The organism is Cellulophaga sp. L1A9 (assembly GCF_009797025.1).
Lineage (GTDB): Bacteria > Bacteroidota > Bacteroidia > Flavobacteriales > Flavobacteriaceae > Cellulophaga.
This window is the reverse complement of record NZ_CP047027.1, coordinates 617,785-644,162: the sequence shown is the minus strand read 5'-3', so window position 1 is coordinate 644,162 and position 26,378 is coordinate 617,785. Positions and strand designations below refer to the sequence as shown.

Here is a 26,378-nt window from a genome sequence, read left to right as displayed (position 1 = left end):
TATTCGTTTAATATTTTATGTGAATTGCTCTAATTCTTTTAATTGAGCATCAGAAAGACCGGCAGGTTTAAATCCTGCAGCCCAACACATCATTAACATTTTAGCCCCTTTGTTTGCCACATCTAAAAAGTCCCAAGCTTGCATTACATCAGGAGCTGTTGCAGTTGCCCCATGTTTTTCCCATAAGGAGATATTTCTAGTTTTAAAAGCTTCCATTGTTACTTCTGCCAGCGCGGCAGTACTTGATAGCGCATAAGACGTACAGTGAATTCCTTTAGGAACAAAAACACGTACTTCTGGACACATCATCCAAATTTGTCTATTTAGTTCTTCTTCATTATTAAATAATTCATGATGACTCATGCAAATTAATTCTATTGGATGTGTGTGAACAACCGCTAAATTCTCTGGGTTATGAATACTATTGAACAAATGAATGCTCGAATGGGAAATTAATTCACAAGTAGGTCCAAAACCTTCTCTTTTTCCACCCCAAATTATAGTATATCCTGTAGCATCGTCATTAATATGTAAAATACATGAAGCTTCTTCAATACTGTCAACTAAACTCCTTAAGTAACAACCCGTGCCCGTTATAAACAGAATATAACCAGCTGTGCCTTTTGGAAAATCGAAATCAGTATAATTTTTATTCTTCGTTTGTTTCAACACATCTTCCTTGTTGAAAAAAGATGTTAGATTCATAGAAATGTTACCGGCATTTCTTTCAGCCCATTCTCTTTGCCATAAATAGCCAGCAACCGTTGAGATTTTCTTTAATTCTTTTTGTACTTCAATTGGAAGTTTTATATCACTCATAGAAAGACAATATTTAATTATTCTCTGATGGTAAAATTAGCATAAGATGTAAAAAAAAGAGATATTCAAAATTAGTATATTTGTGTATAATTTAAACATATCATTAATATGTCATTTGTAAATAAGTTGGAGTTAGGAGATCCTTCCATCAAAAAACAAAATTTTATTGATGTTAGATTAAAATTGCTATGTTGTAGATATTGGTATCTTGATGTATGGGATTGCCATGATATGGTATTTCCGTTTTGGCGGATTTATTGGAATAAAAATGAAGGAGGGGAATTAACACTTCAGGATAATGTATATAAAATGGAATCCAATAATTTGTATATTATTGCTCCATTTACATCTTTTTCTACTCGCTATTTAAAAAATCATAAGTACACTTCAGGGATACATGTTTCTGGCGAAAATCTTTCAGAAAAGCATAATGAGGATTATCATGAAAAAAAATATCTACTTCATTTTTTCACACATTTTAATCTTGGAACACCATTTGACAACGTATTTCCAGGAATATTTAGGGTAGCATTGACGAAGCATTTACAAGAACGTTTAATATATTTAACTGAAAGGTTAAAGATTGATAACCACGACTTTAAGTTGACTTTTAATTTAAAGTTACAAGCCTTTATAAAAGAAGCCATTTCTAATATTGGTCCGGAGTTGTGGAAAACAATAAATATTGATGAACGTGTATTAATAGTTCACCGATTTATTGAAGCAAATATTGGAGAAAAATTAAGTAATTCTAAGCTGGCGAAACTTGTTAATATGGCTCCCAATTCATTTGCGAGGCTATTTAAAGAAGAAATGAACATTACCCTTCATAACTTTATCCAGAACAGAAAAATAGCAAAAGCCTGTGAAATTTTTGAACATACAAATGAAACCATTGAAAGTATTTCATTTAAGTTAGGATTTTCCGACCGTTATCATTTCTCGAGGGTCTTTAAGGCCATAACTGGAATTTCTCCAGCCCTCTATAAATCGGGTAGATATACTACTTAATTTGTTTTATATTTCTTTTAATATTCTATTGGTAGAATTAATGATGTTTAAATTATACATAAAGTAGATTAATATAGATAAATATTTTCTGCATTTATTTTTCAACTTTGTAATTCAACGATCATCCTTTTTCAAATAAATAGTTTTAGATTATTTATAATAGTAATAAATCTCTTTAAAGGACAATCATTTTTGTTATTAACTAATATCTAATAAACAAAACAGGAATTATGAAAGAATTTAAACAATACATCAATGGCAAGTTTGTGAAATCAACTTCCTCTGATACCACGGAAGTTTTAAACCCTTGTACTGAAGAAGTCCTGTCGCTTATACCTCAGGGTTCAGTAGCAGATGCTAATGCAGCTTTAGAAGCAGCAAAAGCAGCGCAACACTCTTGGAAATCACTTACGGCTAATGAAAGAGCAATATATTTGCATAAAATGGCAGATGTAATTCGAGAAAATAGAGTTTTCTTGGCTGAAACATTGGCGAAAGAGCAGGCAAAGGTTATAGGATTGGCACAAGTTGAGATTGATGTTACTGCAGATTACTTTGACTATAATGCAGGTTGGGCTAGAAGAATTGAAGGTGAAATTATACAAAGTGATCGTAGTAAAGAACATATTTTTTTACATAAAGCCCCTATAGGAGTTGCTGTTGGAATTTGTCCATGGAACTTTCCGTTTTTTGTGGCAGCTCGTAAAATAGCACCATCATTGGTGACCGGAAATACCTGTGTAATTAAACCAAGTTGTATTGCTCCAAATACCATTATGGAATTTATTGGGTTGATTGAAAAAGTAAATCTTCCTGCAGGAGTTCTTAATGTTGTTTGTGGTACAGGTCCTGTTGTTGGTAATGCGCTGACAACAAGCCCAATTACTGGAATAATAAGTTTAACTGGAAGTGTATTTGCAGGACAAAAGGTGATGGAAGCGGCATCAAAAAACTTGACTAAAGTATCCTTGGAACTTGGAGGTAAGGCTCCAGCAATTGTATGTGCTGATGCTAATTTAGAATTAGCTGTAAATGCTGTAGTTTCATCTAGAATTATATATAGCGGCCAAGTTTGTAATTGTGCAGAACGTGTTTATGTAGAGGATTCTATATATGATGAATTCATGGCTATGGCTACTAAGAAAATGAAGGAAATAAAAGTTGAAGATGCTTTTGCTACAAACAATCCAGATATGAGTAGTATGGTGTCAAAAGCACAGCTTGATAAAGTGACCGAAATGGTTGAATATGCTAAAAAAGAAGGAGCAGAAGTAGTTGTTGGGGGTAATCGGTCATCAAAATTTGATAAAGGATATTTTTATGAACCTACTTTATTGACAAATGTTACACAAAAAATGCAAATCATTCAAGAAGAAGTTTTTGGACCGGTTTTGCCTGTAATGAAATTTGGAACTTTAGATGAAGCAATTGCTTTGGCAAATGATAGTGAATATGGCTTAACATCGTCTATATTTTCTGAAAATTTCAATAAAGTGATGCATGCTTGTGATCAATTGGAATACGGGGAAACCTATGTAAATAGAGAGCACTTTGAAGCTATTCAAGGATTCCATGCAGGTTGGAAAAAATCAGGTTTAGGCGGTGCAGATGGAAAACATGGAATGGAAGAATACTTACAAACCAAAGTTATATATGCACAGTACCGATAGTGCTGCAAAATATTGAGTTAGTTGTTTAAGTTTAGTGAGCGTACTATATGATAAAATTCTTTATTTAAATTATAGTATGCTCCTTTCGTTTCAAATACCGCATTAATTAAACGTTAAAAATGAAGAATACAGAAAAAGTTCCAATAGTCTCCAAAGAGGTTCTAATCCCCTTTATTTTAATTACTTCATTATTTGCTTTATGGGGTTTTGCTAATGATATTACAAATCCTATGGTGGCAGCTTTTGGTACAGTAATGGAAATATCTACCGCTAAGGCTGCATTGGTGCAATTTGCGTTTTACGGTGGTTATGCGACAATGGCAATACCTGCAGCGCTTTTTGTTAGAAAATACAGCTATAAAAAGGGTATTCTTTTAGGACTTGCACTTTACGCTTTTGGGGCATTATTATTTTATCCTGCAGCAAAGTTTGAAGTTTTTTGGTTTTTTCTAGGGTCACTTTATATTCTAACATTCGGATTGGCTTTTTTAGAAACTACAGCAAATCCATATATTTTATCAATGGGGGACGATCGTACTGCTACACAACGTTTGAATTTAGCCCAAGCTTTTAATCCAATTGGGTCTCTTTTGGGAATGTTTGTAGCTTCAAAATTTATTCTAACCGCTTTAGATTCTGACAAAAGAAACGAGATGGGAGAATTGATTTTTACCACCTTAGACGAAGCCCAAAAAGCGGTTATTAGAACACACGATTTAGTAATTATTAGAAATCCTTATGTAATACTTGGGGTTGTAGTTATTGCAATGTTGGTTGTTATTTCATTTTCCAAAATGCCTAAAAGGGAGAACACGCATAAACAAGGAGCTGCTATAGATTCATTTAAAAGATTATTTAAAAACGGTAAATATCGTGAAGGTGTTTTGGCACAATTATTTTATGTGGCCGCACAAATTATGTGTTGGACATTCATTATTCAATATGCAGATAATTTAGGTATTTCAAAAGCAACTGCTCAAAATTATAATATTGTAGCCATGGGTATTTTTTTAACAAGTAGATTTATTACTACTTATTTAATGAAGTATATAAACGCAAAAAAGTTGCTAATGATATTTGCGCTATGTGCTATGGCAACTACATTAGGAGTGATAATGATAGAAGGCTTGATAGGACTGTATTTACTTGTTGCAACTTCCGCTTTTATGTCGTTAATGTTTCCAACTATTTATGGTATTGCACTTAATGGTTTAAGTGAAGAAGATTCAACACTTGGCGCAGCCGGATTGGTAATGGCAATTGTAGGAGGAGCTCTAATGCCAATTTTACAGGGTTCTATTATTGATATGGGAACTGTTGGTTCCTTTGCTGCCGTGAATGCATCTTTTATATTGCCTTTTATATGCTTTTGCTTTATTGCAGTTTATGGGTATAGAACACTTAAGGTTCATGCAAATTAAATTAAAAAATAAATTTCATTAAAAAAAACGATTCTCTAAAGATGGCTAAGCATAAAAAAGAAATCAAAATTAATACGAAATACCCTTCCGTAGACGATTTACGAACTAGAGCGAAACAAAAGATTCCAAAATTTGCTTTTGAATATTTAGACGGAGGTTGTAATGAAGATGTAAACCTTCATAAAAACACATCAGAAATTAGAGACGTAGAACTATTGCCTTATTATTTAAGTAAGCATACAGGTTCTGATATGAAAACAGAATTATTCGGACATACGTATGATGCACCTTTTGGTATTGCACCAGTTGGTCTTCAAGGTTTAATGTGGCCTAATGCACCCGAAATTTTAGCCAAGGCAGCTTATGAACATAATATTCCATTTATACTGAGCACAGTAACCACCTCTAGCATCGAAAGAGTTGCTGAAATTACTGAAGGAAAAGGATGGTTTCAATTATATCACCCTACTGAAAATAGGCTAAGAGATGATATTATCAAAAGAGCTGAAGCAGCGGAATGTCCTGTTTTAGTTATTCTTTCCGACGTACCTACCTTTGGTTTTCGACCAAGAGATATAAGAAACGGATTGGCAATGCCACCTAAAATGTCTATTGCTAATATACTTCAAGTTTTGGGTAGACCAGAATGGGCTATGAATACCTTAAAATACGGACAACCTAATTTTGAAACCTTAAAGCCTTATATGCCAAAAGGCTTGGATTTAAGGCAGTTGGGTAAATTTATGAATGATACGTTTTCTGGAAGGCTGAATGAAGAGAAGATTAAACCAATCCGTGATATGTGGAAAGGTAAATTGGTTATAAAAGGAGTTGCTAACGAAGCGGATGCTGAAAAAGCAATTAGTTTAGGATTGGATGGAATTATTGTTTCCAACCATGGAGGAAGACAATTAGATGCAGGAGAATCTGCTATAAAACCATTAACAAGAATTGCTGAGAAATACGGTAAAGATATTAAAGTAATGATGGATAGTGGTTTACGTTCAGGACCAGATATTGCCAGAACTTTAGCAAGTGGTGCGGAGTTCACCTTTTTAGGTCGTTCTTTTATGTATGGCGTATCTGCATTGGGTAAATCAGGTGGAGACCATACAATTTCTCTTTTAAAAACCGAATTACAACAGGTTATGGAGCAGATCTGTTGTGAGAAAACTCAAGATTTTCCGAATCACTTAATTGATAAGTTGAAATAGTACTTTCAATATAAATAACGTACCTAAATTAAAAAATAATTTTAAGCACGAATTTAAAATTTCCAAATCTTCATATTTATTAAATTCCTTTTATTATTTATAAAGGAATTAATTTGTAATTTATAAAAAAATAATAATACAATTATTCTTTGCTCTTTTTAAGTATAAACGCCAAATGTATCAGAATTACATGTATTAATTGGACTAGATTAATAGTTATTTTTTTAAAAAATGATAGCATATGAAAGTAGGGATACTATACCTTTTAAGCTTTTTATGGATGAGCATTACTTTTGCTCAAAATGAAAATGTTCAGTCAAGCAATCAATTGATAGAATCATTTCATAGTGAACAAGGGTTTTATCAAAATACTGTGAATGCCATTGTATCTGACTCTAAAGGGTATTTATGGATAGCAACTCCAAATGGTTTGGTTAGGTATGATGGGTATTCATTTGACTATTATTACCATGACCATGAAAATTCACAATCCCTAATCAATAATTACGTTTCTCATCTTTTAAGTGATTCCAAAGGTAGACTTTGGATTGGAACAAGAGAAGGTCTTAGTATTTATTTAACAGATAGAGAACAATTTATTCCAATCAAAAAAACTACTAAAAAAGGACTCTTTATAAAAGAAGATTCTAATAATAGGGTATGGATAGGCGATGACAATAAAATAGAAGTTTATGATGCTGGTCAAGCCAATCCTGAGATGGTCAAAAAAATAGCTGAAATTAATCTAAAAAGTACCTTAGGTAATTCATCCATTACAGATATTGAATTTTATTCGGATTCAGAATTATTGGTAGCCACTGAAGAAAGTGTCTATAAAGTTAATTTTTATGAAAATGAAAATTACAGGACAGAAATATTTACACTACAATTAAATGATCAGATAGATGAAGTTAAGAAAATAATTAAAGTGGACAATTCCTTGTGGATAGGCACAAATTCTGGGCTTTATCAAACTTTTCTTGAAAATAGTCGATTGATTACTATAGGTTCCTATTTTACTTCGAAACACGAAAAAGCAACCCTAGCACATGATATTTTATCATTATACCTTGATAAGGAGAAAAAATTATGGATTGGAACAAAAAAAAATGGCATCCTGCACTACGATCCCAACCAATCAGAATTCGTATCCTTCAAATTTGATTCTAAATATAATAATGGCTTGACGAGCAATCGTGTCAACTGTTTCTCTGAAGATGCTTTCGGTGTATTATGGATTGGGACTGCGCAAGGTGGGCTCAATAAATTTGACAAAAACCAAAAACCCTTTCAAAATTATATACATAATCCGTATGATGATGAATCATTATCGAGCAATTTAATAACAGACATTACGGAGGCAAAAGATGGCAAGATTTGGATTTCATTTTTTGAAAGTGTGGTTTGCAGCACGAAAGATAGATTGGATATAAAAACGGTTAGCCAGGTTCAGTTCAATAGGTTGGAAAAACAACTAGAAACCTTGGAAGGGCAATGGATTCTTAGTTTATATCAAGATCAGAAGGACTATTGGTGGATTGGGACAAATGAAGGACTTTATTTGTATGATGAAAAAAATGATCAGCTAAAGAACTTGCAAATCAAAGTTGACGGTAAATTGATAAGCCCCGTTTTTTTTCGTTTGATAGATCAAATCAATACAGACCAAATTATTTTGGGAGGTTCCAATGTCATTGTGTTAAATAATCCTTGGAACCATATTTCATCTAACAGTCCTTTGGAAGCAGGGAAGCCCCTGTTTGAGATAGGAAAGAATAATCATATTAATGAATACTTAAAGGATGATTATGAGAATTATTGGTTTGCAACCGACTACGGAGTTTTTAGAGTTGCTCTCGACCGAAATAAATGGGTAATAAAAAATCATTTAACATCCAATCTTGATAATAATGCATTAAAACTAAGTAATAATCCAGTGTTTTCAATACATAAGAGTAGTAATAAGAATATTTGGTTGGGAACATTCGGAGGAGGATTAATGAAAATACAGTTAGACTCTGTGGGCGAACCAGTTGACATTAAAAGTTATCATAAAAAAGATGGTCTAAGGGATGAAGCAATTTATGGAATTTTAGAAGATGATGACGAAGAATTATGGTTAAGTACCGACATGGGAATTGGTCGTTTTGATCCCGTAACCGAAACATTTGACTTCTACGACGTTAATAATGGTATTTTAAGCAATAATTTTAGACAATCTGCCTATTTGAAAACAAAAAATGGAACCATGCTCATGGGAGGTGTCGGGGGACTAACTGTTTTTAAGCCAAGTCAAATTAAAAAAAACAATATTGCCCCAAAAATATTAATCTCTAGACTGAAAATAAATAATCAGCCTATTGTAGTAGGTAAAAAAAATAATAATAAGGTTGTTCTCGAAAGTTCAATTTCAGATACCCATACATTGGTAGTAGATAATAATAGTAGGAATTTAAGTTTAGATATCATTGTTCAACATAGCGCGACACCTAATAAAAATAAATTAGCATATAAATTGGTAGGAGTAAATAAAGATTGGATTGAGGTTGATGCAGGAAAAGCAACTGCAACGTATACCAATTTAAGTTCAGGTACTTATAAATTTTTATATAAAGGTGCTAATGGTGATGGTGTGTGGACAGCTTATACAGCAACTTTAATTATAGAAGTTTTGGCTCCATGGTATGCGCAATGGTGGAGCATCACCTTATGGATAATTTTGTTGGCCCTTATCACTTATGCTGTTCTTAAATATTTACTAAAGCTTGAAAAATTAAACCAAAAACTTAAGTTTGAACAATTGGATAAGGAAAGAGTGCAAGAGATGAATCAAGCCAAGCTAAGATTCTTTACCAATATATCTCATGATTTTAAAACACCACTTTCTCTAATTATTGGACCGCTTGAAAAAATCGCTGAGCAGCGTAGCGATACAGATAATCAGAAATACTTTTCTATTATTAAAAATAATATATCAAGACTACAACGGCTTATTGACCAACTAATTTCCTATAGAAAAGCAGAAACCGGGCATCTAAATTTGAATTATTCAAAAATAACTTTGGGAAATTTTATTTATCCATTGATGGCGGCTTTTGAAGAATTTTCTCAAAAAGCCCTTCTAAATTTTTATTATAAGATTGATGATCCGAATAAACTAATTTCATTGGATATAGATAAAACTGAGCGTATTCTTTTAAACTTGTTCTCAAATGCAGTGAAATATTCAAATGAAAAACGTGAAGTGAATATTGAGGCTGGTTTTTTCTGTGAAAATGAAAATGAATCTTTATTTATTCAAGTTACAAACACAAGTGAGGGGATTCCACAAGAAAAAATCAATAGAATATTTGATCGGTTTTATCGAGGTATTGATGAAAAGAATGACTGGAGTGGTACTGGAATTGGATTAGCATTATGCAAATCATTGGTTGAACTTATGGAGGGCACTATTACGGTTACCAGCAATACTGAAAAAACCGCTTTAAGGATTATGCTACCGATTGTTGATAAGGGCGATTATGTGGAAGAGGGTATGTTGAATAAGTATCAAACTTTAGTGACCGATTGGTTGCCTGTGGAATTGGAGGACATTCAAAATGAAGCTTTAGATATTTCCCGTCCCACTTTATTAGTAATAGACGACGAAATTGATGTACGTACTTTTCTATATGAATCGTTCAAGCATAATTATAATGTAGTACTCGCAGGTGATGGCGAAGAGGGGCTGAAGAAAATAAACGAAAATCTTCCCCAATTGGTAATTAGTGATGTAATGATGCCAAAGCTAAATGGATATGAGTTGTGTGAAAAAATTAAATCCAATACAGAATTTTGTCATATTCCCGTAATACTATTAACCGCAATGGATGATGATCTTAAAGAAATTAAAGGTTTGGAATTAGGTGCTGATGATTACATTGTAAAACCGTTTTCGATTAAGTATTTAGAAGTTCGCGTAAAAACACTTATCGAAAATAAAAAACGCATTTTTGAGTATTTTTCTAGAAATAGTTTCATGCCAAAGGAGGCCTTATTAAATTCGGTCAAGGATAAGGAGTTCTTAGAGAATATTAATATTTCCATTGATAAAAATATGGCTAATTCTTCGTTTGGAGTAGAAGAACTGGCTTCGGATATAGGAATGAGTACCTCCCACTTTTATAGAAAATTAAAGGAACTTACAGGTCAGGCTCCCAATGCCTATCTTAGAAATTTCCGTCTGCAAAAGGCCGCTGAATTATTGACTGCAGATAAAAAATTATCTGCATCTGATATCATGTTTGAAATTGGGATTGAATCAAAATCTTATTTTTCGTCAACTTTCAAAAAAATTCATGGAGTTTCTCCTTCTGAATTTGTCAAAAACATAAATTAATTCACAAGATAATTTAGGAAAACCCTTTGTTTACTAGGTTTTTCATTGGTTTTAGTAGTCTTACTCAAATCGTGCAAGCAAATTGCATGATTTGAGTAAGACTACTTTTAAAAGGTTTATGCAAATTTGTGGAGGTCGTTAAAATTAGGTGTGATTTTTTGCAAATCAATAATTGAAGATGGATTTAATGATAGCTCTGTAAAAATTATAGTTATTTTTTTTGAATTTAATAAAATTAATTTTTTAAGACCAGAGCAATATAAAAAATTTTTGTCATAAGAATGACCTGTGAAAAATATATGAGCACTGAAACGAACAATTAACTTAACTCAACTAAATTATGAAACAAATTTTAGCTACAATTATGTTTATGATATCCGTAGTTGTCTTTGCGCAAAGTAAGACAATAACTGGTGTAATAAAAGATGCCGCGGGACTACCACTACCCGGAGCAACCATCCTAGAAAAAGGGACAACAAATGGGACACAAGCTGATTTTAATGGTAATTTCTCCATTAATGTTAGTGGAAATAATGCAATACTGGTTATTTCTTATATAGGTTATGCTAAAAAAGAAATAGCTGCTGGCACTCAGACTAGTTTAAGTGTTGTTTTAGAAGAAGATGCTTCAAATTTAGACGAGGTAGTTGTTATTGGTTATGGTACTGTAAAGAAAAAAGATTTGGCAGGAGCGGTTTCTACTGTAGATACTGAAAAAGCCTATGTGGCGCCAACTTCTAATCCACTAAATGCTCTTCAAGGTAGAGCATCAGGTGTTCAGGTCACCTCTTCAAATGGGTCGCCAGGTAGTGCTCCTGATATTATTATTCGTGGAGGTAACTCAATAACGGGGGGAAATAGCCCTTTGTATGTGATAGATGGTTTTGTAGGCGCTGATAATATTGCATCATTAAACCCTAATGATATAGAATCCATGCAAATATTAAAAGATGCATCTTCAACAGCAATATATGGTGCTCGAGGTACAAATGGTGTAATTATTATTACTACAAAAAAAGGTAAAACTGGTAAGCCAGTTGTAAACTTTAGAGCGTCTTCTGGTATCCAAACTTTACCAAATGAAATTGATGTACAAACAACTCGTGAACTGGCAACCTGGTTTAACACCATCGCTCCAGATCAAAATAATTTACCTTATGATCTAAATGATCTTCCTGCAACAGATACCAACTGGCAAAGAGAGTTGACAAAATCAGCAGTGTTGTCTGATTATCAGTTGTCTGTTAGTGGCGGTAGTGAAGCAGTCAAATATTTTGTTTCAGGTGGTTATCTTACTCAAGAAGGTATAGTTAAAGGCTCCGGTTTTGATAGATACAGTTTACGTTCCAATATTGATTTTAAGTTTTCAAAGACTTTTAAAGCAGGTTTAAATTTAGCCCTTTCAAGAACGGATAATGAAAATAATACAGTTGGTTTTACAGCTTTATTAAGAGAAGATCCATCAAAGCCTGTTTATGATGAAGATGGAAATTATTTTATTGGTGTGAATCATATTTTAGGAAACGCAACAGATCATTTGTTGGCTAATGCTGAATTAGATGATGACAACACCATTCTAGATAAGATTTTTATAAATACATACGTCCAAGCAGATTTATTTGATAATAAGTTATCTTGGAAATCTACATTTGGAGGAGACTTTGTTTACAACAAACGTCATCGTTTTACGCCTTCAACCAATCCCAGTTTTATTCAAAATGGTAATCAATTGGCCCGAGCAATTGTGAACAGATCCAACAATCAAGAATTTTTAAATGAAAATACGCTTAACTATACAGAAATGTTTGGAGATCATTCTCTAAATATTTTAGCAGGTGCTTCGTTTCAAACTATGAATAGCGAGAGTGTTCAGATTACGGCAGGCGATTTACCTAGTGATGGTGTAGGTGTAAATGCCATTCAATTGGCACCGGCAGAAAGCGTCGGAATAACTTCTGGTTATAATGAAATTCATCAACTTGGGGTTTTTGGTAGAGTTAGTTACATCTACAAGGATAGATACATTTTCAATGCATCTCTCAGAAGAGATGGTAAGTCAAGTCTAGGATTCAATGAGAAATACGCAAACTTCCCATCAGCATCAATTGCATGGAAAGTAAAAGAAGAATCTTTTCTCAAAGATGTAGATGCTATAGATGACCTAAAATTAAGAGTTAATTATGGTAGAACAGGAAATTCAGGTGTAGCTGCTTTCGTAACAATTGCTAACTATGGTATTGTTGGCAATACAATTCTTGTAAATGGAGTATCGGTTCCAGGTGTAACTCAAGGTCAGATAGCAAAACCTAATCTCGGATGGGAACTAACAGATCAATATGATGCTGGTCTTGAATTTTCTATATTTAAAAGAAGACTTTCCGCTGAGGTTGATGTTTACTATAAAAAAACTACAGATTTATTGTTAGCCGAAAATACAGTTGATTTTACAGGTGTTACAACGCTACTTACAAATATCGGAGCGGTTGAGAATAAAGGTATTGATGTAACTTTAAGTGGAAAAATTATTAATACAGACGATTTTCAATGGGATGCTTCATTGTCCATATCTACTTATGAAAATGAAGTTTTAGATTTAGGGCAGAGTACATTTCTTTCAACTAAAAACCTAGGTGCTCCAGCTACGGATGAAGCAAGTAGATTAATGGTAGGTCAGCCTGTAGGTATATTCTGGGGTGCCAAATATTTAGGATTTGACCCTACTACTGGAGACGCTATTTTTGAAGACATAAGTGGTCCTGATGGAGTGCCAGATGGTATATATAGTGAAGAATTTGATGACCAAATTATTGGAAATGCAAATCCTGACTTTTATGGTGGACTGCAAACCAATTTTAGATATAAAAATATAGATTTATCTGCATTCTTTGCATTTAGTGTAGGTAATGAAAACTATAGTGAAGAATTTTTTCGTGTAAATGAAATTAGTACAAACAGTTTTGCTTCAATTCGTAATAATATGTGGTCTGTAAATAATACGGAAAATGCGCAGTACCCTGCTTTTAATAGTAATAATTATGACCTTTCAAGTAGTTTATATGTACAAGATGCAAGTTATTTACGTTTGAGTACCTTACAATTAGGGTATAACTTTCCAGGAGATTTGATTAGTGGATTTGATAAACTTAGAGTTTATTTTACAGGTACAAATCTTTTCTTAGTTAAATCTAAAGATTACGTAGGTTTTGATCCAGATGTAAGCACAGGAAGTAATCTTCAACGAGGTTTCGATAATATAGCATATCCACAAAATAGATCTCTTCTTATAGGAATTGATGTTAGTTTCTAATTCAAATATTAACTATTAAAACAGTAAAAATGAAAAATAAATATATAACCAAAGTTTTGATGATTGCCTTTTTGGGTATAAGCATCAGTTGCAACGATTATTTAGATGAAGACGCACGAGGTTTATTAACCCCTGAAACATTCTTCAAAAATGAAGCTGAGGCAATTTTAGCGCTAAACGAGTTAAATTCGGAGGTAGGAAGTGCTGGTTTTCTTTTCTTTTTAGGAACCGATGTGGGCGTTTCAGGTAGAATAAGCTTAGCAGCTTCACATAAGTTTGGCGCTTACGAATTTGATGTAAGTGATAATCGACTTTTATGGGCAACTCAATATTCTACAATAAAGGATGCTAATTTAGTCTTAGCCAGTATGGAAAAGAATACTGTCTTGTCAGATGAAGTAAAAGGAAATATAAAAGCACAAGCACTTTTCTTTAGAGCATTTCAATATATAAATCTTGCTACAACATATGGAGATGTACCTTATATTACTGATGAGTTGACAAATATAGAAGAAGTTTCCTTATTTGGGCAAACAGATGATACTGTCGTTATTTCAAATATGATTCAAGATTTGGATACTGCTATTAAATCTGGGTATTTATCTACAGCTACATGGGGCGATAATGATGGAAGACCAACAGTATGGGCCGCACGTATGTTAAAAGCCCATGCACATATTTGGTTGGAAGAATGGGCTGAAGCTCGTGAAGAACTTCTTGAAGTAACTACCAAATCACCACATCAATTACATGCTGATTATGCAGACAAGTATAGAGAAGGAAATGAAGTTCATTCAGAGATTATTTTTGGCAAACAATACCTACAAGATGTATTAAGTACTATTAATACTGTAGCACGCCCTAATCTTGCAGGAGATTCTGGAGCACGTAGTGCGTTTACTGAAGTAGGTATAAGCAATGGATCTGCACCATATACTTTAAGAAAAAGCTTTGCAAACACTTACGATGATAATGATGCAAGAAAACCATATAATGTATGGGATAATTATACATTAGCAGGTACCACAACGAACATCAAATTCGCATGGACCTATTTGCCAAAGTTAATGAGCGGACCTGTACCACCAAGCGATCCTTTATTTGCTGTTGAAGAACCTACAAATAATTCAAGTCAACCAGCACGTATATTTTTACTGGCAGATGCCTATCTATTACTAGCAGAGGCTGAATTTATGCTAGGTGGATCTAATCAAGCAGCACTTGATGCTATAAATGCTATAAGAAAGAGAACAGATTTGCCAGATTACGGATCAATCACAATTCAAGATATTCGTAATGAAAGAGCTTGGGAACTAGTTGGTGAAGGTTATTGGGGTAGAAAAAGAGATCTTATCCGTTGGGGAATATTGGATGCTACGGTTATTGGTTTGCCAGCCGCGGAAACAGCTGCAGGAGCTACTACAGAGGCTATAGCACGTGCACAAGCTGAGGCTGATATTATATCAGGTGCTCCAGCTGGGAGGTATACACAATATCCAGTACCACTTGATGATCTTATTCAAAGTGAAACTATTGGCGGTAAATTGGTTCAAAACCCTTTATGGATAGATTAAATCGTTTCGATCTTTAATATATTTAATGATATAGCTATGAATGGGTAAATGCGTTGAATTTATAAGTGTTTAACGCATTTATTTTTCTAATTCTGAAATAGCTTAAATGCATAATGTTATAACTTAATTAGTCTTCTAAGATTAGTGGTTTTAACACGCAAGTATCATTTTTTATATAGCAACAGCTATTTTTTTTAATTAATGATTTTGTTTAAAAGATTCCACTATAATTTTTCACACGATGATTAAATTACTATCTACTATTGTAATTATCTCCACATTTAGTTGTGTTATTTCTGGACAAACCATTAAGAGTGATGCATTAAATGAAATTGAACCTAATTGGGAATCAATGGCTGCTAATTATCACGTCCCCGAGTGGTTAGTAGACGGTAAATTGGGAGTTTGGTTTCACTGGGGTATACCCTCTTCGGTAGATGAAGATCGCCCACTGGATGGGTCTTGGTACGGTCGAAATATGTATGGTGGAGGCAAAAAAATGGCACAAGTATTATCAGAGTGGCATATAAATAGATATGGACCTTTGTCTGAATTTGGGTACGAAAAATTGATTCCTTTATTTAAAGGTGAAAAATGGGATCCAGATGCTTTAGTTGCCTTTGTTAAGGATAACGGTGCGCGTTTTATCATGCCAGTAGCTACCCATCATGATAATTTTGATATGTATGATTCTTCGCATCCATGGAATTCTGTGGATATGGGACCCCATCGTGATGTACTAGGCGAATGGAAAAAAGCCGCTACGAAGCATGGAATAAAATTTGGAGTTTCAACCCACTTATATTGGTCACCTGGATGGTGGAGCCCAGCTCGTAAATACCAGAAAGAAGGCACTTTAGAATGGAAGCTTTTTAATATGAATTATGACCCTAAAGAATTTGCTTCACAAGACAGTTGGAATGAACACTGGTATGCTCGTTGTTGGGAAATTATAGAAAAGTATGAACCAGATATGTTTAATAACGATGCGCCTTTTCCTAAAATAGGCCCAGGTAAAGGACTTGGTGTTAAACTTTTTTCTGATTACTTAAATCGAGATTTAAAAGAAAACAATGGCAAGCAAACAGTAGTACTATCCTTAAAAGATGCCACAGTAGACCGATCTGCTTTTACCTATAATTTAGAAAGAGGTGGTGCAGGAGAAATAAAGCCAGAACCTTGGTTATGGGCAACAGATCTTTCAGGAGATTGGTTCTATAATAAAAATTCCATTAATAAAATGAGTATTCCAGTAATGGTAAGTAATGCTGTAGATGCTATTAGTAAAAACGGTGTTGTAATGCTTAATATAGGGCTTCGTGGAGATGGCACTATACCAGAAAAGCAGATAGGTTACCTTACTGCTTTTGGCGATTTTCTTAAGATTAATGGAGAGGGTATATATGGAACACGTCCTTGGAAATTTTTTGGAGAAGGACTATTAGAAGTAAAGGATGGCAGACAGGGAGAAAACCATGGCGATTACACTCAGGAAGATATTCGCTTTACAACTAAAGATGAAGTGCTTTATGCATTCATATTGGCTTTACCCACTAAGGATATTATTGTAAAAACATTAGCGAAAGGTGGTGTCTTTGATAAAAAGATTGCAAGTATTGAGTTGATGGGGAGTTCAGAAAAAATAAAATGGAAACAGTCTAATGATGCACTTAACATTTCACTCCCTAAAAGTCTACCAGGCAAAATAGTGAATGGTTTTCGAATTAAGTTTTCCGATTAAGGTTTAATCAATTCTTTCAGTTTCTTTTAAAAATAGAACAAGCAAATTAAAATTAAATCAAGAAAACGATAAAACATATAATTAAAAAATAGTAATAGTATAAACAAAAATAGGCGTGCTGTAGATCCAATGTTTGTTGATCCAGAAAATGGCGATTTCAGTTTTAAACCTGATTCCCCAGCAATTAAAATGGGAATTATTCCTATTGATTTAACTAAGATTGGACTGCGAAAGGAACAAGAGTAATTCAGAAATAATCTGCTGAATAATTAAGACTACAAATATGAAGCTAAATAAAGTAAACTTATTGTCAGTATTTCTTCTATTCATTTGGATTGGTTTAGAAACAGTTCATGCTCAGAATGAAAATTCCTCTGATGGATTTGAAAAGCTATTCAATGGAAAAGATTTCGATGGCTGGTATCTAAAACTCAAAAATGACGACCCAGAAATGGCAAAAAAGGTTTTTGCAATAGAGGATGGAATAATTCATGTTTTCGATGATAGTTGGCCTGATGAAATAGACCTTAATGAGGGTACTGATGGAACTATTGGGATGTTATACACGAAAGCCATATATGAAAAATATCATCTTAAATTTCAATATAAATGGGGTTCAAAAAAGGCAAATTATTTTGACAAATGGCAGTATGATGCCGGAGTATATTATCACATCACAGATGATAAGGTTTTTCCGACAGGTGTAGAATTTCAGATTCAATATGTTCAAACTGAAGATAAAAACGGTACTGGTGATCTTATCAGACCTCCTGGACAAGATTATGACTGGTATTTTAATCCAAGAACAAACGAATACCTTCTCCCAGATGAAGGTGGTGTTCTCTACAATGGTCAAGAATCTTACAAGGAAAAAAAATGGCTACATAAGGCAAAATCCACAGTGAATTTTAACGGCCTAAATGACCAATGGAATACTTGTGAAATCATAGTAATGGGAGGTGAGTATACAATTCATAAGCTTAATGGAGAGGTCGTTAATATGGCATTTAATCTTAAACCTAGTGCAGGAATTATTGGCTTTCAATCAGAGACAGCAGAAATATTCTATAAAAATATTGAGATAAAAGAGTTTAATCACAGCATACCAATGGAAAAATTTCTTTCAAAATAGAAATCTTGTATTGAAGTCATTTTAAACTGTTTTTAATAAAAAGAGAATTTTATGAAACTAAAAACGATCGTTATCCTAGTATTTATTCTAATTCTAGCACCTGCTTATGTTATAGGGCAAGATAGACCAAATGTCATTATTGTAATCACCGACGATCAAGGTATGGGAGACCTTTCTTGTATGGGTAATCCATATATCAAAACTCCAAACATTGATAAGTTTTATAAAGATGCCGTGCGTCTTACCAACTATCATGTGTCTACCACTTGCGCGCCTAGTCGAGGAGCATTAATGTCTGGCAGACACTCCAATCGTGTAAATGTTTTTCATACGATTACAGGTCGATCGTTACTATTTGAAGATGAGGTTATTCTTCCTCAAATATTCGCGCAAAACGGCTACACTAATGGAATGTTTGGTAAATGGCATTTAGGTGATAATTATCCGTATCGTCCTGAAGATAGAGGGTTTCATGAAGTGGTTAGGCATGGAGGTGGAGGAATTACACAAGGGCCAGATTATTGGTGGAACGATTATTTTGATGACACCTACTGGCACAACGGACAAACACAAAAGTATAATGGATATTGTACTGATGTATTCTTTTCTGAAGCCATAAGCTTTATTGAAGAAAATAAAGACAAGCCTTTTTTCTGTTATATATCAACCAATGCACCTCATGCACCACTTAATGTACCTGAAGAATACTTTAATATATATAAGGATATTGATGCTATTGATGAAAATGCCCAGCGATTTTATGGGATGATAACCAATATCGATGATAATTTTAAACGGCTAGAAAAAAAATTAGACGATTTAAAACTAACAGATAACACAATTCTGATTTTTACTACGGATAATGGTTCAGCATGGGGACGTAATGTCTACAATGCTGATTTAAAAGGAGGAAAAGGGAGTGTATATGACGGTGGACACCGTGTTCCGCTTTTCATTCGTTGGCCTAATGGAAAATTGACTGGTGGTAAGGATATCAATGAATTAGCTGCGCATTATGATCTGCTACCCACTTTTGTAGATCTTTTCGGAATGGATTTTAATCCTATAAAACCACTGGATGGAAAAAGTTTAAAACCGTTGCTCTACGAGGATAAATCAACATGGGGAAACCGCATTTTATATATGGATACCCAAAGGCTTCAAAACTTGATAAAGTATAGAACTTATACGGTTATGGATGACAGTTGGCGATTAATAAATGGCAATGAATTGTATGATATGAGAACAGATCGTAGCCAAACAAAAAACGTCATTGAGGAACTCCCCGAACAAGCTTCTCGATTGACCGAAGGGTATGAAAAGTGGTGGCAATCTATTATGTCCGAAGGTCCAAATGAAAGATATGGCTATATAAAAGTTGGTTCGCCTAAAGAAAATCCAAGCCGAATTTCTGCACATGATATGTTTACAGGTAAACATAACGGCGCATGGCATCAAGATGGCGCATCAAAAGGAGTACAAGCTTCTGGACGATGGAAAATTGAGTTTGTTGAGGATGGTGAATATGCCATTTCACTTCGTCGATTTCCAAGAGAAAGTGGCTTGGCAATAAATGCAATATTTCCATCACAAGAAAAAAAGGTGGAATTGAGTAAGGTGCTTGTGGGTAGTGAGAAAGCAGATTTTGATAATGCCTATCTATACGTAGCCAATATAGAAGAAGAACTAAAAATTGAACCAGGACAAGTCGAGGTCACTTTTAAGGGTAAAATACCAGCCGGGAAGTACGATATGGAAGCGCAGTTGATAGATAAAGAAGGCAGAGTGCATCCGGCGTATTATGTATATATAGAAAAGTTGTAAGCTTTTAAATACAAAAAAATTAATACTGTTTTTACAAATGAAGCCATTCTTAAAATTAATTTACCTACCACTACTAATGTTGGTTTTTATTTCCGGAAAAAGAGATCTGGTTATAAAAGAATCTTCTTTTTCTAAATCATTGGTTCCGGGAAAATTTATTCTGGAAGCGGAAGATGGTTGGTGGAATTGGGGAATGGCACCTATTTACGATGAAAGTGGAAAATTACACGTATTTATGTCCACTATTCCAAACAATGGGCGTTGGATTTCAGACAGCAAGATTGTTCATTATGTAGCGGACCGTCCAGAAGGACCTTATACATTTGTAGATACTACTTTTTCTAGTAATTCAGCTAGTTATCATAATCCACAAGTTTCAAAAGTAGGCGATACTTATGTACTTGTATACTTGTTAAAAGATAAATTAAAACCTAGAATACAACAAGAAATTGGCATTGCAACTACAAAATCTTTAAACGAACCTTGGATAGAAAGTCCACATAATCCTATTATTAAGGCTTCTGGAAATATGGACGAAGCTACTATTATTCATGCCTCTAATCCAACATTTTTAGTTGATGAAGATGGAAAATACAGGATCTATTATAAATCTGTTACAGACAAACATGAACCTAAGCAATTCAGGGAAATATCACTAGCTATGAGTGACCAGATTGAAGGACCATACGAAAATTACAAGGAGAACCCTTTAATAAGTTATGCAGATAAAGGACTGGATATTGAAGATCCATATGCTTTTTACTATAAAGGCATGTATTATATGATTGTTGAAGATCGGATGGATGTTAAAAGTATGCTTGAAGGTCATCCAACTCCAATAGAAAAAATAAAATTAGGTGGAAATAGACCTGGGTTAATCTATCAGTCAAAAGATGGAATTAATTGGGGAATACCAGAAATAGGTTACAAAACAAACAGCCACTATTTTAATCAAGAACTTGCTCGTAGTGAACGACCTAATATTTTGTGGAAAGATGGTAAACCTGAATATCTCTTTTTAGCCTGTCATGATAAAGACCCTACAGCAGGTTATTTTCTAAAGATTGAGGGTTGGAAATAATGCATGAGAATTGTAAAGTTTTATAATTATGAATAGAAATAGTATGTTTTCAAAATGGAAATTAGTCGCTATTGGTGCTTTTTGCTTTTTTCAGTCAAGTTGTCAAAACAGACCAAGCAAAGAAACTGAAGATGCAACTATTGATTATGTCACAGAAACAGTTGGGGACGTTGACTTTGGGAAAACGAACATGTCTGCATATACTCCCGAAATCAGAGAGAATATGAAAGAATTGTATGACGATAAATTTGGTTTATTTGTTCATTTTGGACCATATGCGCAACTCGCAGGAGAATGGCAGGGCAAAAAAGGTGCTGCTGAATGGATTATGAGACGAAGTTTTATACCTGTATCCGAATATGAAAAAGAAGCTGCTGGAAAATTTAAGCCTGAAAAATTCAATGCAAAAGAATGGGTAGATATTGCTGAAAATGCGGGGATGAAATTTATTGTACTTACTGCAAAGCATCATGATGGTTTTGCTATGTATAAATCTAAGAACCCATATAATTTATTTGATTTTACAGGTTTTAACCGTGATATTTTAAAAGAGTTAGCGGAAGAATGTAAAGAAAGAGGTATGAAGTTGGGCTTTTATTATTCACAAGACCAAGACTGGCATGAGAAAGGTGGTGCTGGTAATGATTGGGATTTTGGTACTGTAATAAAGCCAGAAGATGAATTTGATGCCTATTTCAAAGAAAAAGCGGTGATGCAAATAAAGGAGTTAACCACTAATTATGGTGATATTTTCATGGTTTGGTTTGACACTCCTTTTCAAATTACAGATGAACAAAGTCAAATGATGATGGATGCTGTTAAAGAAAATCAACCCGGAGCATTGGTTAATGCACGATTAGGTAATGGTTACGGGCATTTTGATGTATCGATTGATAACGGTACAACACCAAGTGTAAGTAAAGCAACTTGGTTAACTGATTTAAAAGTGCCATGGCAAACGCATGAATCGGTAACAAAAGATGGATGGGGTTATACAACTAGGGGTGCAGAACTTGACCGGTCCGGAGATTATTCAGATTTCATTTATAGTTTATGCAGAATAGTTGGCAATGGCGGGGTTTATCTGCTTAATGTAGGTCCACGACCCGATGGAACTATTCCAGAATCTCAGGTAAACAGTATTAATGCTATTGGAGAATGGCTGAAAGTAAATGGTGAAGCAATATATGGAGCTGATCCAAGTCCGCTAAAATTCCCTCCATTTGCCATAACAAGTAAGCCTGGTAAAGTATATCTACATATACAGAATTTAAAAGAGAATCAGGTTGAATTAAAAGGCATTTTATCCAAAGTTAATAAGGCGTATGTTCTGGCTGATACCTCAAAACAACCGTTAACTTTTAGTCAGGAAAATGAAAAGATTAGTGTTACAATTCCTGAAGAACTTCAGCAACCACGAGTAACGGTAATTGTTTTGGAAATTGAAGATAATGAAGCTAAAATAGTTGATGAAACGATTCAACAAGAAGCAGATGGAACCATAAAATTACCAGTTTCAAAATGCGAATTTTCCATAAGACGAATAAGCTATGATTATGACGAACAGGTTACACACCGTTGGGGCGAAAATACGAAACAAGGTTTACTATGGACAGTGAATGTAAAAAAACCAGGCACTTATAAAGTTATTAGTGAAGATAGTGGTAATGATGGGTTTGTTTATTATTTGAGTACCTCTAATGATACAATTACACTGAATTCAAAAGGTGTTATTGGTAAATTAACTAAAAAACAACAAACAGGAACTATAAAAATTGAGGAAGCTGGAGTTCATAAATTTACAGTTTATCCAAAAGTACCTGCCTCCAAAGCAACCAAAGGAAGCTATAAATTTAAAGGGTTGGAGCTTGTGCCCGTAGAATAATTATTAAATAAATCCAATGAAAAATATAATCATTTTAGCCCTGCTAAACATCTTAGTATTTAATGGATTAGCACAATCGAAAACCACTAAAAATAAACGACCAAATATTATTTATATTTTGGCAGATGATTTAGGAATAGGAGATTTAAGTAGCTATAACGAGAATAGCAAAATACACACACCCAATTTAGATGCAATGGGCGCCGAAGGCATGAAGTTTACAGATGCCCATACTTCCTCTGCGGTGTGTACACCAACGCGCTATGGAATATTAACGGGACGATACAATTGGAGAACCCCGCTTAAACAATTTGTAACATGGGGAACATCACCCATGTTAATTAAAGAAGACCGATTTACAGTTGCCGATTTGTTGAAGCAGAATGGATATAAGACGGCAAGCATCGGGAAATGGCATCTAGGACTTAATTGGGCTACTAAAGATGGTATTAAAGATTATGACCATTATACGGGAATAGAAGATAAATACGATTTCGATCGTATAGCTTATACCAAACCATTAGACAAAGGAGCCGCAGAATTAGGTTTTGATTATTCCTATTTACTTCCAGCATCTTTGAATATGCCACCATTTGTATATGTAGAGAACAATAAAGTGGTAAAAGTTCCTACCGGAATTTCAGAACAAAAAAGATCAGAAAACCCTTATGCCTTTTGGATTAAAGGTGATATTTCAGAAGATTTTGATCACGAACAGGTATTGCCAGTATTTGTAGAAAAGTCTATTTCATTTATAAAAGAAAATGCAGGTGGTGATACGCCATTTTTTATCTATCTGCCTTTAGCTGCGCCTCATAATCCTATTTTACCTACTGAACCTTGGAAGGGAAAAAGTGACATCAATCCGTATGCCGATTTTGTTTTAATGATAGATGATTTGATGGGTCAAATTTTTAAAACCATTAAAGAGAGCGGAATAGAAGAAAACACAATGGTCATTTTTACCAGTGATAATGGCTGTGCAGCCAATGCAAATTTTCCAGTGTTATTATCCAAAGGACATAACCCCAGTTATATTTATAGTGGTAATAAAGGAAGTTATTTGGAAGGCGGACATCGTGTGCCATTTTTGGTAAAATGGCCTGAAAAAATTAAAGCCAATACAGTTTCTGATGAAACCATTTGTACTACAGATTTTATGGCTACATGCGCCGATTTATTGGATTACAAGTTAAATGATAATGAAGCAGAAGACAGTTATAGTATGTTGCCCTTGTTTAATCAAAAAAAAGGATATAAAAGAGAGGCTACAATTCATCACAGTAAAACAGGCATTTTTGCTGTAAGAAAAGGAAATTGGAAATTAATTATATCGCCAAATTCGGGTGTGTCAGCCGCTGGAAAGCCAGAAAAAATAGACGAAAATCTTCCAGAATATATCCTTTATAATTTGAAAACAGATATAGCGGAGAAAGAGAATATTGCAGACAAGTATCCTAAAAAAGTTGAAGAATTAAAACAATTACTTGCTAAGCAAATAAAAGATGGTAGAAGCACTCCAGGTAAAGTGCAGGAAAACGATCCCATTACCACACCTTGGGTACAAACGGCATTTTTAAATGAATAATAATCTGATAAGGTATAAGTGTTATGAATAAAATTAAAACCATAATAATCATCCTTTCTTTAATCTTAGTGCAGCTGAGTATTGCACAAAACCCTATTCTTAAAAAAGGAGATGCCAATGCTTTCAATGCCCATGACAATGTCAATGCAGCAACAAGGGTTATTCATCCCTATTGGGCACCCAAAACTTGGGAACTAAGACCAGATGATATCACCACAATTATGGGTTTTCGCGCTGAACTTTCAGGAAACCTCAATCACCTAGAACGTCCAACACCCACCGTAGTTAACAATGCATTTATACGTGGGTTTTTGACCAAAGATGATGTCATGACTTGGGAGGTAGAAGCACCTTACGAAGCAGAATATACTGTAGCGCTTTTGTACACAGGTGGCAATGATATCCTTTCACAATCAACTTTTGAAATAACCTCAGGAACTTCTAAAATAATCGAAAAAGCCAATATTAAAAATTGGGAGACCAGACCTATTGTACAACGTCATTATTTAAATCAAAATTTATCACTCAAAAAGGGTATCAATAAAATTAGCTTTCGTCTGGTGACTTTTGGAAAGGAAAAAAAGGAAGAAGAGAACGCAGAAATCCAAGCCAATGCAAACATAAAACCCAATCCTTTTGCTTTTTGGTCTATTGAACTAGTACGACCTGAAGCTCAGGTAGCAATAAAAGAATGTGCTAAAGCAGTGAAAGCCGATGTACAATGGATGGTTGATGGCAAATATGGTTTGTTTGTACACTTTTCATCAGGTTCATCGCCATTTAATGGAGGACCAAAGTTAGGAGATCAGTATCAGAAATTAGTGGACGTTTTTGATGTGGATGCATTTGTTGAAAAAGTTGTAGCGACAGGAGCTTCTTGGGTCACTTTTACTTGTGCGCATGGTACACAACATTGGCCAGGACCTAGCAAAACAATCGATAATATAAAACTCGGATTTACATGTGAGCGTGATTTAATCAGGGAACTCATAGATGGATTAGGTAAGCACAACATTCGCTTGATGCTTTACTATAATCCAAATAGTGGTATGGAGGATTTATATGGCAATACTTACGGAAGTGGCGAAACCCCTGATCCGTCAGGCTATTTCAATTTTTTAGAAGCGCATTTACGTGAAGTGAGTCTTCGATATGGTGAAGATTTAGCTACTGCTGCAGGTTATATAGATGATGGTGGTTGGAAAGTATATCAATTGGACCCACCTTGGGAAAAATTAGCCAAAGCTATTAAGGCTGGAAATCCAAACGCACCAATAGGTTTTAGCCAAAATTTATTCCCAAACCTAACACCTTTTAGCGATTTAGTGGTGTCTGATGGGTCAGGAAGAGTACCAGAAATTCAACCCGATTTTTTATTTCAAGAAGGAGGACAATTAGAAGGGCAATCTCCTGCTAGCTGGTTTTATATGGATGGTTGGTCTAGTAAAACAGCAAATGGCGTTTTTACGCAAAAACCTAAGTTCTCTGCAGACAAATACATAGAGATATTTAAAAACGCTGATGAAGCAAATATGCCTATTACTATCAATCTTGCTATGACCCCAGATGTGACCACCGAACACCCATTTTTTAATCCGGAGTGTATTGCTATTATGAAAGAAGTGCGTAAAGCTGTAAAAGGGTATTGATATGAAATAGAAAAAGGACTTCCTATTTTATGGTCACCATTATTTTAGGAATCTACTAATCTGAAAACATCTAAATATAAACGC

The 26,378-nt window shown here is 34.2% G+C and carries 15 protein-coding genes; 14 read left to right on the top strand and 1 reads right to left on the bottom strand.

What is annotated here, in order from left to right; all coding sequences use genetic code 11:
* Nucleotides 1–15 precede the first annotated feature (15 nt).
* Entirely contained in the window at nt 16–819 is an 804-nt protein-coding gene (rhaD, locus tag GQR94_RS02540) for a rhamnulose-1-phosphate aldolase (RefSeq protein WP_158974003.1), read from the bottom strand.
* A gap of 108 nt (nt 820–927) precedes the next feature.
* Here rhaD and GQR94_RS02535 point away from each other — a divergent pair, with 108 nt between their 5' ends.
* The 14 genes from GQR94_RS02535 (at nt 928) to GQR94_RS02470 (ending at nt 26,294) form a co-directional block, all read left to right on the top strand.
* Entirely contained in the window at nt 928–1,830 is a 903-nt protein-coding gene (locus GQR94_RS02535) for a helix-turn-helix domain-containing protein (RefSeq protein ID WP_158974001.1), read from the top strand.
* A gap of 230 nt (nt 1,831–2,060) precedes the next feature.
* Nucleotides 2,061–3,500: an aldehyde dehydrogenase gene (gene aldA / locus GQR94_RS02530; protein WP_158973999.1), complete on the top strand. Its 1,440-nt coding sequence runs from the start codon at nt 2,061–2,063 to the stop codon at nt 3,498–3,500.
* Nucleotides 3,501–3,619: 119 nt separating this feature from the next.
* Nucleotides 3,620–4,921 carry an L-fucose:H+ symporter permease gene (gene fucP / locus GQR94_RS02525; protein WP_158973997.1) on the top strand — a complete coding sequence of 434 codons (1,302 nt, stop codon included), beginning with the start codon at nt 3,620–3,622 and terminating at the stop codon, nt 4,919–4,921.
* A 41-nt stretch (nt 4,922–4,962) separates the two neighbouring features.
* Nucleotides 4,963–6,135: an alpha-hydroxy acid oxidase gene (locus tag GQR94_RS02520; protein ID WP_158973995.1), complete on the top strand. Its 1,173-nt coding sequence runs from the start codon at nt 4,963–4,965 to the stop codon at nt 6,133–6,135.
* 241 nt (nt 6,136–6,376) lie between these two features.
* Entirely contained in the window at nt 6,377–10,513 is a 4,137-nt protein-coding gene (locus GQR94_RS02515) for a hybrid sensor histidine kinase/response regulator transcription factor (RefSeq protein WP_158973993.1), read from the top strand.
* A 340-nt stretch (nt 10,514–10,853) separates the two neighbouring features.
* On the top strand, nt 10,854–13,820 hold the full coding sequence (locus GQR94_RS02510) for a TonB-dependent receptor (protein WP_158973991.1): 2,967 nt from the start codon (nt 10,854–10,856) through the stop codon (nt 13,818–13,820).
* 29 nt (nt 13,821–13,849) lie between these two features.
* Nucleotides 13,850–15,394 carry a RagB/SusD family nutrient uptake outer membrane protein gene (locus GQR94_RS02505; RefSeq protein ID WP_158973989.1) on the top strand — a complete coding sequence of 515 codons (1,545 nt, stop codon included), beginning with the start codon at nt 13,850–13,852 and terminating at the stop codon, nt 15,392–15,394.
* A gap of 241 nt (nt 15,395–15,635) precedes the next feature.
* Nucleotides 15,636–17,135: an alpha-L-fucosidase gene (locus GQR94_RS02500; RefSeq protein WP_158973987.1), complete on the top strand. Its 1,500-nt coding sequence runs from the start codon at nt 15,636–15,638 to the stop codon at nt 17,133–17,135.
* Between the two features lie 283 nt (nt 17,136–17,418).
* Nucleotides 17,419–18,267: a DUF1080 domain-containing protein gene (locus tag GQR94_RS02495; protein ID WP_158973985.1), complete on the top strand. Its 849-nt coding sequence runs from the start codon at nt 17,419–17,421 to the stop codon at nt 18,265–18,267.
* Nucleotides 18,268–18,318: 51 nt separating this feature from the next.
* Nucleotides 18,319–20,091: an arylsulfatase gene (locus GQR94_RS02490; RefSeq protein WP_158973983.1), complete on the top strand. Its 1,773-nt coding sequence runs from the start codon at nt 18,319–18,321 to the stop codon at nt 20,089–20,091.
* A 37-nt stretch (nt 20,092–20,128) separates the two neighbouring features.
* Entirely contained in the window at nt 20,129–21,172 is a 1,044-nt protein-coding gene (locus tag GQR94_RS02485; protein WP_158973981.1) for a glycoside hydrolase family protein, read from the top strand.
* Nucleotides 21,173–21,200: 28 nt separating this feature from the next.
* A complete protein-coding gene (locus GQR94_RS02480) occupies nt 21,201–23,057 on the top strand; it encodes an alpha-L-fucosidase (RefSeq protein WP_158973979.1) in 1,857 nt (618 codons plus the stop codon).
* 16 nt (nt 23,058–23,073) lie between these two features.
* Nucleotides 23,074–24,645, top strand: a complete 1,572-nt coding sequence (locus GQR94_RS02475) for an arylsulfatase (RefSeq protein ID WP_158973977.1) — start codon at nt 23,074–23,076, stop codon at nt 24,643–24,645.
* A 23-nt stretch (nt 24,646–24,668) separates the two neighbouring features.
* The gene (locus GQR94_RS02470) at nt 24,669–26,294 is read left to right on the top strand and encodes an alpha-L-fucosidase (RefSeq protein ID WP_158973975.1); all 1,626 of its coding nucleotides are present in this window, start codon (nt 24,669–24,671) and stop codon (nt 26,292–26,294) included.
* Nucleotides 26,295–26,378 lie beyond the last annotated feature (84 nt).